General features: G+C 62.7%; 14 protein-coding genes. 11 read left to right on the top strand and 3 right to left on the bottom strand.

Annotation, left to right across the window (positions count from 1 at the left end; translation table 11 throughout):
- The first annotated feature begins 358 nt into the window (after positions 1–358).
- The 6 genes from gcvH (at position 359) to AAZU54_RS21450 (ending at position 7,432) form a co-directional block, all read left to right on the top strand.
- Entirely contained in the window at positions 359–742 is a 384-nt protein-coding gene (gene gcvH / locus AAZU54_RS21425) for a glycine cleavage system protein GcvH (protein ID WP_186556444.1), read from the top strand.
- A 9-nt stretch (positions 743–751) separates the two neighbouring features.
- Positions 752–3,607, top strand: a complete 2,856-nt coding sequence (gene gcvP, locus AAZU54_RS21430) for an aminomethyl-transferring glycine dehydrogenase (RefSeq protein WP_434727655.1) — start codon at positions 752–754, stop codon at positions 3,605–3,607.
- Between the two features lie 158 nt (positions 3,608–3,765).
- On the top strand, positions 3,766–5,142 hold the full coding sequence (locus AAZU54_RS21435; RefSeq protein WP_186556446.1) for an L-serine ammonia-lyase: 1,377 nt from the start codon (positions 3,766–3,768) through the stop codon (positions 5,140–5,142).
- Positions 5,143–5,165: 23 nt separating this feature from the next.
- Positions 5,166–6,290: a glycine cleavage system aminomethyltransferase GcvT gene (gene gcvT, locus AAZU54_RS21440; protein ID WP_434727663.1), complete on the top strand. Its 1,125-nt coding sequence runs from the start codon at positions 5,166–5,168 to the stop codon at positions 6,288–6,290.
- Between the two features lie 347 nt (positions 6,291–6,637).
- Positions 6,638–6,850 (top strand): cold-shock protein, encoded by a 213-nt coding sequence (locus tag AAZU54_RS21445; protein WP_186556447.1) that lies wholly within the window; start codon positions 6,638–6,640, stop codon positions 6,848–6,850.
- A gap of 93 nt (positions 6,851–6,943) precedes the next feature.
- Entirely contained in the window at positions 6,944–7,432 is a 489-nt protein-coding gene (locus AAZU54_RS21450; protein WP_186556448.1) for an RDD family protein, read from the top strand.
- Between the two features lie 83 nt (positions 7,433–7,515).
- Here the strand turns inward: AAZU54_RS21450 and lptG are convergent, their stop codons facing one another.
- Both lptG and lptF read right to left on the bottom strand, forming a co-directional pair.
- The gene (gene lptG, locus AAZU54_RS21455) at positions 7,516–8,577 is read right to left on the bottom strand and encodes an LPS export ABC transporter permease LptG (protein ID WP_186556449.1); all 1,062 of its coding nucleotides are present in this window, start codon (positions 8,575–8,577) and stop codon (positions 7,516–7,518) included.
- On the bottom strand, positions 8,570–9,685 hold the full coding sequence (gene lptF / locus AAZU54_RS21460) for an LPS export ABC transporter permease LptF (RefSeq protein WP_312154795.1): 1,116 nt from the start codon (positions 9,683–9,685) through the stop codon (positions 8,570–8,572). The genes lptG and lptF overlap by 8 nt, the downstream gene beginning before the upstream one ends.
- Before the next feature lie 284 nt (positions 9,686–9,969).
- Here lptF and AAZU54_RS21465 point away from each other — a divergent pair, with 284 nt between their 5' ends.
- From AAZU54_RS21465 to rlmF, 5 genes are all read left to right on the top strand, one after another.
- Positions 9,970–11,460: a leucyl aminopeptidase gene (locus AAZU54_RS21465; protein WP_186556451.1), complete on the top strand. Its 1,491-nt coding sequence runs from the start codon at positions 9,970–9,972 to the stop codon at positions 11,458–11,460.
- 50 nt (positions 11,461–11,510) lie between these two features.
- Complete coding sequence (locus tag AAZU54_RS21470) at positions 11,511–11,939, top strand: DNA polymerase III subunit chi (protein ID WP_186556452.1); 429 nt, start codon at positions 11,511–11,513, stop codon at positions 11,937–11,939.
- 5 nt (positions 11,940–11,944) lie between these two features.
- A complete protein-coding gene (locus tag AAZU54_RS21475) occupies positions 11,945–12,316 on the top strand; it encodes a DNA polymerase III subunit chi (RefSeq protein ID WP_186556453.1) in 372 nt (123 codons plus the stop codon).
- A 300-nt stretch (positions 12,317–12,616) separates the two neighbouring features.
- Positions 12,617–15,463, top strand: coding sequence for a valine--tRNA ligase (locus tag AAZU54_RS21480; protein WP_186553998.1), 2,847 nt, complete (start codon positions 12,617–12,619; stop codon positions 15,461–15,463).
- A 109-nt stretch (positions 15,464–15,572) separates the two neighbouring features.
- Positions 15,573–16,529, top strand: coding sequence for a 23S rRNA (adenine(1618)-N(6))-methyltransferase RlmF (gene rlmF, locus AAZU54_RS21485; RefSeq protein ID WP_186553999.1), 957 nt, complete (start codon positions 15,573–15,575; stop codon positions 16,527–16,529).
- A 50-nt stretch (positions 16,530–16,579) separates the two neighbouring features.
- Here rlmF and AAZU54_RS21490 read toward each other — a convergent pair whose 3' ends face one another.
- On the bottom strand, positions 16,580–16,861 hold the full coding sequence (locus AAZU54_RS21490; protein WP_186554000.1) for an HU family DNA-binding protein: 282 nt from the start codon (positions 16,859–16,861) through the stop codon (positions 16,580–16,582).
- Positions 16,862–17,238: the final 377 nt, after the last annotated feature.

Below are 17,238 nucleotides of genomic sequence, written 5' to 3' on the forward strand. Positions count from 1 at the left end.
CTCCCACGCAGCCTTTCCCACGTGCGACGGGAGAGACTGCGTGGGAAAGGCTGCGTGGGAGCGGGCTTGCCCCGCGATGAGGCCCTGAAAAGCTTTCTGTATCGATTTAAATACATCGTATCGAATTCAATACATGGCGAATTCACCCATAACGGCCAAGGGTTTGATCCTTCGAACCTTTTGAGGCCTCCATCTCTGTAGCGATTTCATTCCATTCTTCACAGCCGAATATTTACGTTCTTTATCAAGTCATTGATTTATAAGTGATTTATTTAACTGGCCACAATATTGCTTAGGGAAGTCCCACCCAAGAGCGCGGCCTACCGCGCCCACGCCCCAGCTTCCCTGAGGAATTCCCATGAGCGAGTTGCGTTTCACCGAAGATCACGAATGGCTGCGTACTGAAGCCGATGGCAGCGTCACCGTAGGCATCACCGCCTTCGCCCAGAACGCCCTGGGTGACGTGGTCTATGTGCAACTGCCGGAGCTGCAACGCTACGAGCAAGGTGCAGAAGCCTCTACCGTCGAATCGGTCAAAGCCGCCAGCGGCGTGTACATGCCACTGACCGGTGAAGTAGTCGCGGTCAACCAGCAGCTTGCCGATAATCCCGAACTGGTCAACGAAGATCCGCTGGGCGAAGGCTGGTTCTTCCGCTTCATCCCCGCCGATGCCAACGCCCTGGCTGCCCTGCTCGACCAGGACGCCTACGACCGCCTGATCAAAGCCAACGCCGACGCCTGAGGAACTGCCATGACCATCAACCTCGGCACCGCCAACGAATTCATCGCCCGCCATATCGGCCCACGCAGCGCTGACGAGCACGCCATGCTCGCCACCCTGGGCTTCGACTCGCTCGAGGCGATGAGCGCCGCCGTCATCCCCGACAGCATCAAGGGCACCAGCGTCCTGGGCAGCAGCGACGGCCAGAGCGAAGCTGATGCGCTCGCCGCGCTTAAAGCCATCGCCGGCAAGAACCAACTGTTCAAGAGCCTGATCGGCCAGGGTTACTACAACACCCACACCCCGGCGCCGATCCTGCGCAACCTGCTGGAAAACCCGGCCTGGTACACCGCCTACACCCCGTACCAGCCAGAAATCTCTCAAGGCCGCCTGGAAGCGCTGCTCAACTTCCAGACCCTGATCAGCGACCTGACCGGCCTGCCGATCGCCAACGCCTCCCTGCTCGACGAAGCCACCGCGGCCGCCGAGGCCATGACCTTCTGCAAACGCCTGTCGAAGAACAAGGGCAGCCATGCCTTCTTCGCCTCGGCCCATTGCCACCCGCAAACCCTCGACGTACTGCGCACCCGCGCCGAACCGCTGGGCATCGACGTGGTGGTTGGCGATGAGCGTGAACTGACCGACGTCAGTGCCTTCTTCGGCGCGCTGCTGCAATACCCGGCGAGCAATGGCGACGTGTTCGATTACCGCGAACTGGTGCAGCGTTTCCATGCTGCCAACGCCCTGGTCGCAGTCGCTGCCGACCTGCTGGCCCTGACCCTGTTGACCCCGCCGGGTGAGTTCGAAGCCGACGTGGCCATCGGCAGCGCCCAGCGTTTCGGCGTGCCGCTAGGCTTCGGTGGCCCGCACGCGGCTTACTTCGCCACCCGCGACGCGTTCAAGCGCGACATGCCGGGGCGTCTGGTCGGCGTGTCGATCGACCGCTTCGGCAAGACCGCCCTGCGCCTGGCCATGCAGACCCGCGAGCAACATATCCGCCGCGAGAAGGCCACCAGCAACATCTGCACCGCGCAGGTCCTGCTGGCCAACATCGCCAGCATGTTCGCCGTGTACCACGGCCCGGCCGGGCTCAAGCGCATCGCCGAGCGCACCCATGCACTGACCGCGATCCTGGCCGCAGGTCTTGAGCAACTGGGCGCCAAGGTCGTCACCCAAGCCTATTTCGATACCCTGACCCTGGCCACCGGCCAAGCGACCGCCGCCCTGCACGACAAGGCACGCGCCCAGCGCATCAACCTGCGCCAGGTCGACGCCGATCATCTGGGCCTGTCGCTCGACGAAACCAGCACCCAGGCCGATGTCGAAACCCTCTGGCAGTTGTTCGCAGGCGACCAGCCTGTGCCTGAGTTCGCCGCCCTTGCCGCCGCCAGCGCCTCGCGCCTGCCGGCCGCGCTGCTGCGCCAATCGGCAATTCTCGAACACCCGGTATTCAACCGCTATCACAGCGAAACCGAGCTGATGCGCTACCTGCGCCGCCTGGCCGACAAGGACCTGGCGCTGGACCGCAGTATGATCCCGCTGGGCTCGTGCACCATGAAGCTCAACGCCGCCAGCGAAATGATCCCAGTGACCTGGGCCGAGTTCGGCAATCTGCACCCGTTTGCGCCTGCCGCGCAGAGCCAGGGCTACCTGCAGATGACCACTGAGCTGGAAGCCATGCTCTGCGCCGCCACCGGCTATGACGCCGTGTCGCTGCAACCCAACGCTGGCTCCCAGGGCGAATACGCAGGCCTGTTGGCGATCCGTGCCTACCACCGCAGCCGCGGCGAGGCGCATCGCAATATCTGCCTGATCCCCTCCTCGGCCCACGGCACCAACCCCGCTACCGCGCACATGGCCGGTATGCGCGTGGTGGTCACCGCGTGCGACGCACGTGGCAACGTCGACATCGACGATCTGCGCGCCAAGGCCCTCGAGCACCGCGAGCAGCTCGCGGCGATCATGATCACCTACCCATCGACCCACGGCGTGTTCGAAGAAGCGATCGGCGAGATCTGCGCGATCATCCACGACAACGGCGGCCAGGTGTACATCGATGGCGCCAACATGAACGCCATGGTCGGCCTGTGTGCCCCCGGCAAGTTCGGTGGCGACGTGTCGCACCTGAACCTGCACAAAACCTTCTGCATCCCCCACGGGGGTGGCGGCCCGGGCGTCGGCCCGATCGGCGTCAAGTCGCACCTGGCGCCGTTCCTGCCAGGCCACGCCGCGCTGGAAAACACTAGCGGCGCCGTTTGCGCGGCACCGTTCGGCAGCGCCAGCATTCTGCCGATCACCTGGATGTACATTCGAATGATGGGTGGTGCGGGTCTTACCCGGGCTTCGCAGATGGCCATCCTCAACGCCAACTACATCGCCCGTCGCCTGGAAGAGCACTATCCTGTGTTGTACACCGGCGGCAATGGCCTGGTAGCGCACGAATGCATCCTCGACCTGCGCCCGCTCAAGGACACCAGCGGCATCAGCGTCGATGACGTGGCCAAGCGCCTGATCGACTTTGGTTTCCACGCTCCGACCATGTCTTTCCCGGTCGCCGGCACGCTGATGATCGAACCGACCGAAAGTGAGTCCAAGGAAGAACTGGACCGTTTCTGCGAGGCGATGATCAAGATTCGTGAGGAAATTCGCGCAGTCGAGAGCGGCAGCCTGGACAAGGACGACAACCCGCTGAAGAACGCGCCGCACACCGCCGCAGAGCTGGTCGGCGAGTGGAGCCATGGTTATAGCCGTGAGCAGGCGGTGTACCCGCTGGCCAGCCTGATCGAAGCCAAGTACTGGCCACCGGTGGGCCGCGTCGACAACGTGTTTGGTGATCGCAACCTGGTGTGCGCTTGCCCGTCGATCGAGAGCTATCAGGACGTCTGAGCCCAGGTACATGCGGGGGCTGCGCTGCAGCCCATCGCAGGCTCCGCCAGCTCCTGCACCAGCAACACTCATAGCCCTGTAGGAGCGGGCGTTGCCTGCGAGGGGCCGCAAAGCGGTCCTGCTGCTGCGCCAAGCCCACCGAACCAAGGAGCAAGCTAATGTCACTGAGCGTCTTCGACCTGTTCAAGATCGGCATCGGCCCCTCCAGTTCTCACACCGTCGGCCCGATGCGGGCCGCTGCGCGCTTCGCCGAAGGGCTGCGGCGCGATCACCTGTTGAGCCAAACCGTCTGCGTCAAAGCCGAGCTGTACGGCTCGCTGGGCGCTACCGGCAAAGGCCACGGCAGTGACAAGGCGGTGTTGCTCGGCCTGGAAGGCGAGCAGCCCGATACGGTCGACACCGAATCCATCCCCGCCCGCCTGCAGGCAATCCGCGAAAGCGGCCAGTTGCGCCTGCTCGGCGAACAGCCGATTGGCTTCGTCGAAAAACAGCACCTGGCGATGATCCGCAAACCGCTGGATTACCACCCCAACGGCATGATCTTCCGCGCTTTCGACGCAGCCGGATTACAAATCCGCAGCCGCGAGTACTACTCGGTCGGTGGCGGTTTCGTGGTCGACGAAGAGGCGGCCGGGCACGATCGCATCGTCGAGGACCGCACGCCACTGACCTACCCCTTCACCACCGGCAAAGAGCTGCTCGCCCATTGCAGCGCCCAGCAACTGTCGTTCAGCCAGGTGATGCTGGCCAACGAAGCCGCCTGGCGCCCAGAAAGCGAGACCCGTGCCGGCCTGCTGCGGATCTGGCAAGTGATGCAGGACTGTGTCGCGGCCGGCTGTCGCCATGAGGGCATCTTGCCGGGCGGGCTGAAGGTCAAGCGCCGGGCGCCGGCGTTGTACCGGCAGCTCAGCCAGCACCCGGAGGCGAGCCTACGCGACGCCTTGTCGGTGCTCGACTGGGTCAACCTCTATGCCCTGGCGGTCAACGAAGAAAATGCCAACGGCGGGCGCGTAGTCACCGCGCCGACCAATGGCGCGGCCGGGATCATCCCGGCGGTTCTGCACTACTACATGCGCTTCGTGCCGGGTGCCAGTGACGACGGCGTAGTGCGTTTTCTGCTGACCGCCGCCGCTATCGGCATCCTGTACAAAGAAAACGCCTCGATCTCCGGCGCCGAAGTGGGCTGCCAGGGCGAGGTCGGCGTGGCGTGCTCGATGGCCGCTGGGGCGCTGTGCGAAGTGATGGGCGGCACCCCGCAGCAAGTCGAGAACGCTGCCGAAATCGGCATGGAGCACAACCTGGGCCTGACCTGCGACCCCATCGGCGGCTTGGTTCAGGTGCCCTGCATCGAGCGCAACGCCATGGGCTCGGTGAAGGCGATCAACGCCGTGCGCATGGCCTTGCGCGGTGACGGCCAGCACTTCGTCTCGCTCGACAAGGTGATCCGCACCATGCGCCAGACCGGCGCCGACATGAAAAGCAAATACAAGGAGACCGCCCGCGGCGGTCTTGCCGTCAACATCATCGAATGTTGAGCCAACAACAAATCAAGGAGTTGCTGATGTCCGAAACACTGCACAAGACCCCACTGCACGCCCTGCACCTGGAACTGGGCGCACGCATGGTGCCGTTCGCCGGCTTTGACATGCCCGTGCAGTACCCGCTGGGGGTGATGAAGGAACACCTGCACACCCGCGAACAGGCCGGCCTGTTCGATGTTTCGCACATGGGTCAGATCCGCCTGCTCGGGGCCGACGCCGCCCGTGCCCTGGAAACCCTGGTGCCAGTGGATATCGTCGACCTGCCGGTGGGAATGCAGCGCTACGCCATGTTCACCAATGAAAGCGGCGGCATCCTCGATGACCTGATGGTCGCCAACCTGGTAAACGATGAGTTGTTCCTGGTGGTCAACGCTGCCTGCAAAGAGCAGGACCTGGCCCACCTGCAACAGCACATCGGCAACCGCTGCGAGGTCCAGCCACTGTTCGAAGAGCGCGCCCTGCTCGCCCTGCAAGGCCCAGCGGCGGTCACGGTGCTTGCGCGCCTGGCACCCGAAGTGGCTGGCATGACCTTCATGCAGTTCCGTCCCATCACATTGCTCGGCCAGGACTGCTACGTCAGCCGCTCGGGCTACACCGGCGAAGACGGCTACGAGATTTCCGTGCCTGCAGCCGCTGCCGAGGCCCTGGCCCGTCGCCTGCTGGCTGAGCCTGAAGTCCAGGCCATCGGCCTGGGCGCGCGCGACTCGCTGCGCCTGGAGGCAGGCCTGTGCTTGTATGGCCACGATATGAACAGCGCCACCACACCGATCGAGGCCAGCTTGCTCTGGGCCATTTCCAAAGTGCGTCGGGCCGATGGTGCGCGCGCAGGTGGCTTCCCCGGCGCCGCTGCGATCTTCGCCCAGCAGCAGCAAGGCGTGGCACGCAAGCGAGTCGGCCTGTTGCCGCAAGAACGTACTCCGGTGCGTGAGGGTGCCGAGATTGTCGACGAGGCCGGCAACATTGTTGGCGCAGTGTGCAGCGGCGGCTTCGGCCCGACACTCGGTGCACCGCTGGCAATGGGTTATGTCGATAGCGAACATGCCGCACTCGATACCTCGCTGTATGCCCTGGTCAGGGGCAAACGAGTTGCCTTGAAAGTCAGCAAAATGCCTTTTGTCGCGCAACGTTACTATCGCGGTTGAAAGCCGTTTCGAGCAGGCGGGCAATATTCGTTTTCGAACCTGCTCCATAACTTTTGAACATGGCGCCAGCCCAGGCGCCATGCCGCCTGCAGACAAACGGGGCGGTTATCGGAAAAAGGCCGAAATCGGCGAATCGGCAGGGCTTGTTTTTGTCTTGGGAGTTGGCGTACATTCAGCTCACTGTGTTTGCATGGGTCGCAACAGTTCGTGACCTGGGCCAGTAGCTGCAATCTGCTACAACCCGTTCGACGTCTCTTACTTTCCTGCAACCCAGCCCAGTACGCTTTCGTCTATTCGATACGAAAGAAACTGTTATTACTCTCTAAAGATTCATAGGAAATAAGACAATGGCTGAGCGTCAGAACGGTACCGTCAAGTGGTTCAATGACGAAAAAGGTTACGGTTTCATCACCCCAGAGAGCGGTGCTGACCTGTTCGTTCACTTCCGTGCCATTCAAGGCAACGGTTTCAAGAGCCTGAAAGAAGGCCAGAAGGTGACTTTCGTTGCCGTCCAGGGCCAGAAAGGCATGCAGGCTGACGAAGTTCAAGCCGAAGGCTGATCTGCGTTAAAAAAGCCCCTGCATTGATCCGCAGGGGCTTTTTTATGCCTGCAATTCCATAGAATGGGCCTTTGCCATCTGGAGTTGCCCTGCATGCCCAAGCATTCCCTTTCTCCCCAGGGTGATTTCCCGCCTGTTGGCCTGGGCCGTCGCCTGGCGGCGATGTTCTATGACTTCCTGCTGTGCACCGCCCTGCTGATCGTCACTGCCGGGGTCTACAAGATGATCCAGATGGCGATCATCGGCGAGGCGCGCATGCGCGAGCTGACCGATGCCGGTGCGTTGGATGGTGATCCGCTGCTGTCGACGATCCTGGTGTTTGCGCTGTTTGGCTTTTTTGCCAAGTTCTGGACCCATGGCGGCCAGACCCTGGGCATGCAAGTGTGGGGCGTGCGCGTGCAGAACGCCGATGGCAGCGCGATCAGCCTGTGGCAGGCGCTGCTGCGGTTTGTCGTGTCGATCGCGTCCTGGCTGTGCTTGGGGATGGGGTTTGTCTGGTCGTTGATCGACAAGCGCAAGCGCAGCTGGCATGACATCTACTCCGAGACCCAACTGGTGCGGGTTCCGAAACAGAAGAAATAACCTGCCCAGTGGATCAGCTCCTACAGAAAATTGGCCATGAAAAAGCCGACCCTAAGGTCGGCTTTTTCACATCGCCCAGGCCATCAGCCCGCTCGACGCAGCAACCACAGCCCGGCCAGCGCACAAACGCCTGCCGGTATCACCACCGCCAACAGCGGCGGGAAGCCAAACACCTGGCTGGATGGGCCAAGCAGGTCTTGGGCAATCCGGAACACAAAGCCCACCAATACACCGGTGAACACACGTTGCCCCAGGGTCACCGAACGCAGTGGGCCGAAGATGAACGAAATCGCCATCAGCACCAGCGCCGCAGTCACCGCCGGCTGCAGCACCTTGGTCCAGAACGCCAGCCAGTAGCGGGCATTGTTCAGGCCTTGGTCAGACAGGTAATGGATGTAGTCCCACAGCCCGGTAATCGACAGCGACTCGGGCGCCAGCACTACGGTATTGAGCAACTGCGGGGTTACCGACACATCCCAGCGCTCTTCCGGGGCCTTGACCACTTCGGTGTGGTCGCCACGGAAGTGAGTGGTGGTGACATCGTTGAGCACCCAGTGGTCTTCGTTGTACTTGGCCCGACGGGCAAAGCTGGAGGTGACGATCTTGCGCTCATCGTCGAAGCGATAGCGGGTCACACCCAGCAGCAGGCCGTTAGGCTGCACCGAGTTGATGTGCACGAACTCTTCGCCCTGGCGGTGCCACATGCCGCGCTTGGAGCTCTGCGCCTCGCCACCGCCCTGTGCCAGCGAGCGCTCGGCCTGGCCTTTGTTTTCGGTAACCGGGGCGACGTACTCGCCGATCAGCAGACCGACCAGCATCAGCACCAGCATCGGTTTCATGACCGCCCAGACGATCCGCCCGATCGATACGCCGGCAGCCCGCATGATGGTCAGTTCGCTGCTGCTGGCCAGGCTACCCAGGCCGATCAGGCAGCCGATCAAGGCCGCCATCGGCAGCATCTCGTAGAGCCGGCGAGGCGCGGTCATCAAGACGAAGTAACCGGCGTCGAGCACGGTGTAGGTATCGCTCAGGTCGCCCATCTCATCGATGAAGGCGAACAGCGAGGCCAGGCCAAGAATGATGCCGAGCACAGCCAGGATGGCCAGCAGCACGCTCATGCCGATATAGCGATCCAGCTTAACCATGAGACACCCCCGCACGCCGCGCAGCACGTTTGAGGCGCATTGGCTCCCAGTACATCAGGCCCAGGCCGATCAGCAGGAACAGCCCGTGCACCCACCACATGCCCAGGGCGATCGGGAGCTTGCCCTTCTCCAGGGCGCCGCGTACGGAAATCAGCATTGTCAGGTAAGCCATGTAGAGGAGGATCGCCGGCAGCAGCTTGAGGAAGCGGCCCTGGCGAGGATTGACCCGCGACAGCGGGACTGCCAGCAAGGTCACGACAAACACCAGCAGCGGCAGCGACAGCCGCCATTGCAGCTCGGCACGCTCACGCAGGCCTTTATGACCGATCAGCTCGGACGTCGGGATGGCCTCACGCTCGGTGACTTCTTCACTGACTTCAGGCTTGGGCAGCAGCACGCCGTAAGTGTCGTACTTGATCGCCCGGTAGTCGGCCTGGCCAGGGTTGCCGTCGTAGCGGTAGCCGTTTTCCAGGATCAGGTAACGGTTGCCGTCGGCCTGCACTTCCTGGTGGCCTTTTTCGGCAACCAGTACCGAAGGCGCGCGGTCCTTGGTCTTGTCGGCGTTAAAGCGCTTCTCGGAAATGAACACGCCAGCCAGATTGACCCGGTCATCGGACAGCTGCTCGGTGTAGGTCACCCGTGAGCCATCGCGCAGGGTCTGGAAACGCCCAGGCACCAGGGTGTCGAACTCGGTCAGGGCATCTTGCTGATTGATGATCTGCTGCACCTGCGACACACCTTGTGGCGCCAGGCTCAAGCTCAGCCAAGCGACCAGCAGGGCGACCAGGGCCGCTGGGGCCATGGTCATCGCCAGCAGGCGTTGCTGGCTCATGCCGGTGGCCGAGAGCACGGTCATCTCGCTCTCAAGGTACAACCGGCCATAAGCCAGCAGAATGCCCAGGAACAAGCCCAACGGCAGGATCAGCTGCAAGAAACCCGGCAGCCGGAAGCCCATGATCAGGAACAGCACGCTCGGGTCGAGCACGCCCTGGGCGGCCTGTGCCAGGTATTTGATGAAACGCCCGCTCATGATGATCACCAGCAGCACAGCGCTGACGGCGCTCAAGGTCAGCAGGACCTCGCGGGACAGATAACGAAAGACGATCAAACCAGACACTCCTGGGTTGTCAGGGGCGAACAGCCAATTAATGGCTTCGGACAGCCAAGACCTATGCCGGTTCGCCAACGGCGAACCTCCATGTAAAGTGCGCGCATTATCCTGTGATTGACCTCGCCTGTCACTTGGCCGCGCATGACAGTACATATCGGGGTTGTCAGCGGCCTTGCCCCAGGCTCAAACTGGCAGCTTTTCCGCTGGCACGCGACCACGCGGCCAAGCCCGCTTCGAGCGCGCACTCATTGCGCCAACTCACAGATCTACGGGGTCCTGACATGGAACTGGTTGTAAAAAGCGTAGCTGCTGCATCGTTGAAAACCGCCACGCTGGTAGTGGCCGTCGGCGAGGGGCGCAAGCTCGGCAACATCGCCAAGGCCGTCGATGAAACGTCCAATGGCGCCATCTCCGCCGTGCTCAAGCGTGGCGACCTGGCTGGCAAGCCTGGCCAGACCCTGCTGCTGCACAGCCTGCCGGGCCTGAAGGCCGAGCGCGTGCTGCTGGTTGGCAGCGGCAAGGACGCCCTGGGCGATCGCAGCTGGCGCAAGCTGGCCGTGAGCGTGGCCGGTGTGCTGAAGAGCCTGGGTGGCAGCGACGCGGTACTGGCCCTGGACGATATCGCCGTCACTGGCCGCGACGCGCATTACGGCAAATACCGCCTGCTGGCCGAAACCCTGCTTGACGGCGACTACCTGTTCGACCGCTTCAAGAGCCAGAAGGCCGAGCCGCGCGTGCTCAAGAAAATCACCCTGCTGGCCGACAAGGCCGGCCTGGCCGAGGTCGAGCGTGCCGTCAAGCACGCCAGCGCGATCGCCAGCGGCATGTCCTTGACCCGCGACCTGGGCAACCTGCCGCCGAACATCTGCCACCCAAGCTACCTGGCCGAACAGGCCAAGGAACTGGGCAAGGCCAACAAAGGCCTGAAGGTCGAAGTGTTCGACGAGAAGAAGATCAAAGACCTCGGGATGGGCGCGTTCTACGCCGTTGGCCAGGGCAGCGAACAGCCACCACGCTTGATCGTCATGCAATACCAGGGCGGCAAGAAGAGCGAAAAACCGTTCGTGCTGGTGGGTAAAGGCATCACCTTCGACACCGGCGGCATCAGCCTCAAGCCAGGCGCCGGCATGGATGAAATGAAGTACGACATGTGCGGCGCGGCCAGCGTGTTCGGCACCCTGCGTGCGGTGCTCGAGCTCAAGCTGCCGATCAACCTGGTGTGCATCCTGGCCTGTGCCGAGAACATGCCAAGCGGCAACGCCACCCGTCCTGGCGACATCGTCACCACCATGAGCGGGCAAACCGTCGAAATCCTCAACACCGACGCTGAAGGCCGCCTGGTGCTGTGCGATGCCCTGACCTACGCCGAACGCTTCAAGCCGCAGGCGGTGATCGACATCGCCACCCTGACTGGCGCCTGCATCGTCGCCCTGGGCAGCCACACCACCGGCCTGCTGGGCAACAACGACGATCTGCTCGAGCAACTGCTCAGCGCCGGCAAGCGGGCCGACGACCGCGCCTGGCAGCTGCCGCTGTTCGACGAGTACCAGGAGCAGCTGGACAGCCCGTTCGCCGACATCGCCAACATCGGCGGGCCGAAGGCCGGCACCATTACCGCGGCGTGCTTCCTGTCGCGCTTTGCCAAGGCCTACAACTGGGCGCACCTGGACATCGCTGGCACCGCCTGGATCAGCGGCGGCAAGGACAAAGGCGCCACTGGCCGCCCCGTGCCCCTGCTGACCCAATACCTGCTCGACCGCGCCAACGCCTGACCCCGCACGGCGGGTGCGCCGCTCGCGGCCACCCGCCAACGGACTGAACCATGAGCCAAGTAGATTTCTATATCCTGCCCACCGACTCGCTGTCGGCGCGGCTGGATTTCGCCTGCAAGCTGTGTGAGAAAGCCTGGCGCCTCGGCCACCGGGTCTACCTGCATTGCCAGGACGGCGAACAGCGTGAACAACTCAACCAACGCCTGTGGCACTTCAAGGGCGAGGCCTTCGTGCCCCACGACCTGGCCGAGGCCCATGCCGACGCTGCAGTGGTCCTGGGTTTGGGGAGTGACGCCGGTGACCATCGCGACTTGCTGATCAACCTGGGCGGCGACGTTCCGGGGTTTGTCGAGCAGTTCGCCCGGGTGGCCGAGATCGTCGTCGAGGAGCCCAGCATTCGCCTTGCCGCACGAGAGCGGTTCCGTTTCTACCGTGAACGGGGCTATGCTCTGCAAGATCACCGCCTACAGCGACTTTAACGACGATGGACAAGCACTCTCCCCTGCCCGATTCTGCCCATCTGCTCGACGACCTGGAGTCGATCCGCGAGCTGTTGGGTGATGCCGACCTGCAACCACCGCTGCTGACCGATACGGTCGAACAGATTCCCCTGCTGCTGGACGAGCCCGCCGGCAATGCACCGGCTGTAGCGCAGCCGGTAGCCCCTGCCGCTGCCGAAGAAGAAGACCCGCAGACTCGCCGCCAGGACACCCTGCTGCGCCTGGACGCCGAACTGCGTGCCGCTGCCCAGTTGATCATGCAAGACGTGATCAACGACTTCACCCCGCATATCGAAACCGAGATCAAGCGCCGCCTCGATGCGCGCATGGAGCGCCTGCTCAAGCGCCCCGAGTAAGCCTCGAACCTGAATGTGTCCGTTGTGACCCTATCGCGGGGCAAGCCCGCTCCCACGCCTTGTCAATGCCAAGCCTGCGTGGGAGGAGCGCCTGTTCTAGCGCCTTGTCAATGGACAAGCCTGCGTGGGAAGAGCGCCTGTTCTAGCGCCTTGTCAATGGACAAGCCTGCGTGGGAGCGGGCTTGCCCCGCGATAGGGCCAGACCTGCATAACAAGACCCCAGCAGCTTGTCGCCTGAAACCTACGGCTCCGTTATACTTCTCGGCTTTCCCGAATTAATGCCTAAGGGTCCCGCCGCGCATGGATAAGACCTACCAGCCGCACGCCATCGAAACTTCCTGGTACAACACCTGGGAGTCCGAGAACTATTTCGCCCCACAAGGTGCAGGCGAGTCCTACACCATCATGATCCCGCCACCGAACGTGACCGGCAGCCTGCACATGGGCCACGGTTTCAACAACGCGATCATGGACGCCCTGATCCGTTTCCGCCGCATGCAGGGTCGCAACACCCTGTGGCAGCCAGGCACCGACCACGCCGGTATCGCCACCCAGATGCTGGTCGAGCGCCAGCTGGAGGCCAAGGGCCAGAACCGTCATGACCTGGGCCGCGAGCAGTTCCTGGAGAAGGTCTGGGAGTGGAAGGAGCAGTCCGGTGGCAACATCAGCCGGCAGATCCGCCGCCTGGGTTCGTCGGTCGACTGGAGCCGCGAGCGCTTCACCATGGACGACGGCCTGTCCGACGCGGTCAAGGAAGCCTTCGTCCGCCTGCACGAAGACGGCCTGATCTACCGCGGCAAGCGCCTGGTCAACTGGGACACCAAGCTGCACACCGCCATCTCTGACCTGGAAGTGGAAAACCACGACGAGAAAGGTCACCTGTGGAACCTGCGCTACCCGCTGGCCGACGGCGCCAAGACTGCCGATGGCAAGGACTACCTGGTCGTGGCCACCACCCGTCCGGAAACCCTGCTGGGTGACGCTGCGGTCGCGGTCAACCCGAATGACGAGCGCTACCAGGCCCTGATCGGCAAGTTCGTCAAGCTGCCGCTGGTCGGCCGCCTGATCCCGATCATCGGCGACGATTATTGCGACCCGGAATTCGGCACCGGCTGCGTGAAGATCACCCCAGCCCACGACTTCAACGACTATGAAGTCGGCAAGCGCCATAACTTGCCGCTGCTGAACATCTTCGACAAGAACGCCCTGGTGCTGGCCAGTGCCCAGGCCTTCAACCTCGACGGCAGCGTCAACGAACAGATCGACACCAGCCTGCCAGCGCAATACGCCAGCCTCGACCGCTTCGTCGCGCGCAAGCAGATCGTTGCCGACCTCGATGCCCAGGGCCTGCTGGTCAGCGTCGATGACCACGCGCTGAAAGTGCCGAAAGGCGATCGCTCCGGCACCGTCATCGAGCCGTGGCTGACCGACCAGTGGTATGTCTCCACCAAGCCGCTGGCAGAACCTGCCATCGCCGCTGTGGAAGACGGCCGCATCCAGTTCGTGCCCAAGCAGTACGAAAACATGTACTTCTCGTGGATGCGTGACATCCAGGACTGGTGCATCAGCCGTCAGCTGTGGTGGGGCCACCGGATCCCGGCGTGGTACGACGAGGCCGGCCAGGTCTACGTTGGCCGCAACGAGGAAGAAGTGCGTACCAAGCACAACCTGGGCAGCGACGTGGTCCTGCGCCAGGACGACGACGTGCTCGACACCTGGTTCAGTTCCGGCCTGTGGACCTTCTCCACCCTCGGCTGGCCGGAGCAGACCGAGTTCCTGAAGAAATTCCACTCCACCGACGTGCTGGTCACCGGCTTCGACATCATCTTCTTCTGGGTCGCCCGGATGATCATGCTGACCATGCACCTGGTGAAGAACGAGGACGGCACTCCGCAGGTTCCGTTCAAGACCGTCTACGTCCACGGTCTGGTGCGCGACGGCCAGGGCCAGAAGATGTCCAAGTCCAAGGGCAACGTGCTTGACCCGCTGGACATCGTCGATGGCATCACCCTCGACGCCCTGCTGGAAAAACGCACCAGCGGCATGATGCAGCCCAAGCTTGCCGAGAAGATCGCCAAGCAGACCAAGGCCGAGTTCCCCGAAGGCATCGCCAGCTACGGCACCGACGCCCTGCGCTTCACCTTCTGCTCGCTGGCCTCCACCGGCCGCGACATCAAGTTCGACATGGGCCGCGTCGAAGGCTACCGCAACTTCTGCAACAAGATCTGGAACGCCGCCCGCTACGTGCTGGACAAAGGCGAAGACTGCGGCCAGAACGGCGAGGCCTACGAGCTGTCGCTGGCCGACCGCTGGATCATCTCGCAGCTGCAGCGCACCGAAGCTGAAGTGACCCGTCAGCTCGAGCAGTTCCGCTTCGACCTGGCCAGCCAGGCCCTGTACGAGTTCATCTGGAACCAGTACTGCGACTGGTACCTGGAGCTGTCCAAGCCGGTCCTGTGGGACGAAAACGCCCCGGTCGAGCGCGCCCGCGGCACCCGTCGCACCCTGGTACGCGTGCTGGAAGTGGCCCTGCGCCTGGCCCACCCGTTCATGCCGTTCATCACCGAAGAAATCTGGCAGCGCATCGCGCCGCTGGCAGGCATCGACGGCAAGACCATCATGCTGCAACCATGGCCCGTGGCCAACGACAGCCGCATCGACGTAGCGGCCGAAGGTGACATCGAGTGGCTGCAACAGTTGATGGTCGGTCTGCGTAACATTCGCGCCGAGATGAACATTGGCCCAGGCAAACCGCTGCCGCTGTTCCTCAAGAACGCCAATGCCGACGACCAGCGTCGCTTGCAAGAAAACGAAGCGCTGCTCAAGAAGCTGGCCAAGGTCGAGTCGTTCACCGTGCTCGGCGAACAGGACGAAGCGCCACTGTCGGCCACCGCACTGGTTGGCGATCTGCAGGTGCTGGTGCCAATGGCCGGTCTGATCGACAAGGACGCCGAGCTGGCTCGCCTGAACAAGGAAATCCAGCGTCTGCAAGGTGAAGTGCAACGCGTTGGCGGCAAGCTGTCCAACGCCGCCTTCGTCGACAAGGCACCGCCTGCGGTAATCGACAAGGAACGCGCCAAGCTGGCTGAAGCCGAGCAGGCGCTGGCCAACTTCACCGAGCAGCATGCGCGGATTGCCGCGCTCTAAACCTCAGTGAGGCCATCGCGGGGCAAGCCCGCTCCCACGCATCCGCTCCGGTATGGAGTGAAGGCGTGGGAGCGGGCTTGCCCCGCGATGCTTTACACAGGACACCCCTATGACCGACAAACCCACCCTGCACCCGCGCAACCGCCACCAGGGCCGCTATGACTTCCCCAGCCTGATCAAGGCGCACCCGGACCTGGCCCGCTTCACCATCACCAACCCCTACGGCAAGCCCAGCATCGACTTCGCCAACCCTGAAGCGGTACGGGTGTTCAACCGCGCCCTGCTCAAGGCCCAGTACGGCATCCAGCACTGGGACATCCCAGCCGACTACCTGTGCCCACCGATTCCAGGCCGCGCCGATTACATCCACGTATTGGCCGACCTGCTTGCCGAAGACAATGCTGGCGAGATCCCGCGTGGCGCCCAGGTACGTGCCCTGGACGTTGGCGTAGGTGCCAACTGCATTTATCCGCTGCTCGGCCACAGCGACTACCGTTGGCGCTTCCTCGGCTCGGACATCGACCCGATAGCCCTGGCCTCGGCCAAAGCCATCGTCCAGGCCAACGGTCTCAATAAAGCCATCAGCCTGCGCCAGCAGAGCAACAGCAAGCACATCCTCAGCGGCTTGCTGCAGGCAGACGAACGCTTCGATATCACCCTGAGCAATCCGCCCTTCCACAGCTCGCGCGACGAAGCCACCCGCGGTAGTCAACGCAAGTGGAAAAACCTCGGCAAGCAGGACCCCAAGCGCAAGCTGCCGGTGCTCAATTTTGGTGGGCAGAACAATGAGCTGTGGTGCGAAGGCGGCGAGATTCGCTTCGTCACCCAGTTGATCGCCGAGAGCGCTGCCTGTGGCCATCAGGTGCTGTGGTTCACCAGCCTGGTGTCCAAGGCGAGCAATCTGCCAGGCATCGAAGTGGCCCTGAAGAAAGCCGCCGCCAAAGCGGTGCGGGTCATCGAGATGGGCCAAGGCCAGAAGCAGAGCCGCATGGTTGCCTGGAGCTTTCACGACGATGCCGCGCGCCAGGCCTGGCATGCCCAGCGCCAGGGTAAAACGCAGGCGTAAAAAAACCGCGTCCGGGCAAGCCGGGCGCGGTTTTACGCAAGCGTCGACAATTACTTGTTGACGGCGTCGGTCAGGACCTTGGCAGGTACGAACTTGACGACTTTCTTGGCAGCGATTTCGATGGCAGCGCCAGTCGAAGGGTTGCGGCCGGTACGGGCAGGACGCTCGGTGACTTTCAGCTTGCCGATGCCTGGCAGGGTGATCTCAGCGCCGTTTTCCAGCTGGTCAGCAACGATCTGGCCCAGTTGCTCCAGAGCATTGCGAGCGGTGGTTTTTGGCGCGTCGATTGCTTCGGCGATGTCGGCAATCAGTTGGTCTTTGGTCAGTGCCATTGTGGTGTTCCTTCCCTAAAAATTCAGAGGTTATGCAGCGTGCTACGTCGTTATCGGGCCAGCCCGAAACTGTCCGGCGGGCCGCGCCAATCGCGTATGTAGATACGAAAATCGGCGTTTGGTTCGACACGACGCAAGCGATCTGCCAGCAATGCGCCATTCAAGGGGCGCAAGACCGCGCAAAGCTACCACAGGAATAGATAAATATCCGCTGCCAGCTTGGTTTTTATGCAGGTTTTTCGGGGGTTTACCCCGAAAACGCAAAAAATCGAACAAAAAACGAACAACAGCCATTTACGCCAACTTCTGGCCACTGCATCACCCAATCTCTGGGTTAAACTGATCGACTTTGCACAGCGCACCCTTGGCCATCGCCA

Source organism: Pseudomonas sp. Je.1.5.c (assembly GCF_051129895.1).
GTDB classification, from domain to species: Bacteria; Pseudomonadota; Gammaproteobacteria; order Pseudomonadales; family Pseudomonadaceae; genus Aquipseudomonas; species Aquipseudomonas urmiensis.

Bases quoted from the DNA above. Each gene is read 5' to 3' on its own strand.
- AAZU54_RS21490 (WP_186554000.1), bottom strand. From the start codon at position 16,861: ATGGCACTGACCAAAGACCAACTGATTGCCGACATCGCCGAAGCAATC.
- AAZU54_RS21470 (WP_186556452.1), top strand. From the start codon at position 11,511: ATGAGCCAAGTAGATTTCTATATCCTGCCCACCGACTCGCTGTCGGCG.
- AAZU54_RS21435 (WP_186556446.1), top strand. From the start codon at position 3,766: ATGTCACTGAGCGTCTTCGACCTGTTCAAGATCGGCATCGGCCCCTCC.
- AAZU54_RS21465 (WP_186556451.1), top strand. From the start codon at position 9,970: ATGGAACTGGTTGTAAAAAGCGTAGCTGCTGCATCGTTGAAAACCGCC.
- gcvH (WP_186556444.1), top strand. From the start codon at position 359: ATGAGCGAGTTGCGTTTCACCGAAGATCACGAATGGCTGCGTACTGAA.
- AAZU54_RS21445 (WP_186556447.1), top strand. From the start codon at position 6,638: ATGGCTGAGCGTCAGAACGGTACCGTCAAGTGGTTCAATGACGAAAAA.
- rlmF (WP_186553999.1), top strand. From the start codon at position 15,573: ATGACCGACAAACCCACCCTGCACCCGCGCAACCGCCACCAGGGCCGC.
- AAZU54_RS21450 (WP_186556448.1), top strand. From the start codon at position 6,944: ATGCCCAAGCATTCCCTTTCTCCCCAGGGTGATTTCCCGCCTGTTGGC.
- gcvP (WP_434727655.1), top strand. From the start codon at position 752: ATGACCATCAACCTCGGCACCGCCAACGAATTCATCGCCCGCCATATC.
- lptG (WP_186556449.1), bottom strand. From the start codon at position 8,577: ATGGTTAAGCTGGATCGCTATATCGGCATGAGCGTGCTGCTGGCCATC.
- AAZU54_RS21475 (WP_186556453.1), top strand. From the start codon at position 11,945: ATGGACAAGCACTCTCCCCTGCCCGATTCTGCCCATCTGCTCGACGAC.
- AAZU54_RS21480 (WP_186553998.1), top strand. From the start codon at position 12,617: ATGGATAAGACCTACCAGCCGCACGCCATCGAAACTTCCTGGTACAAC.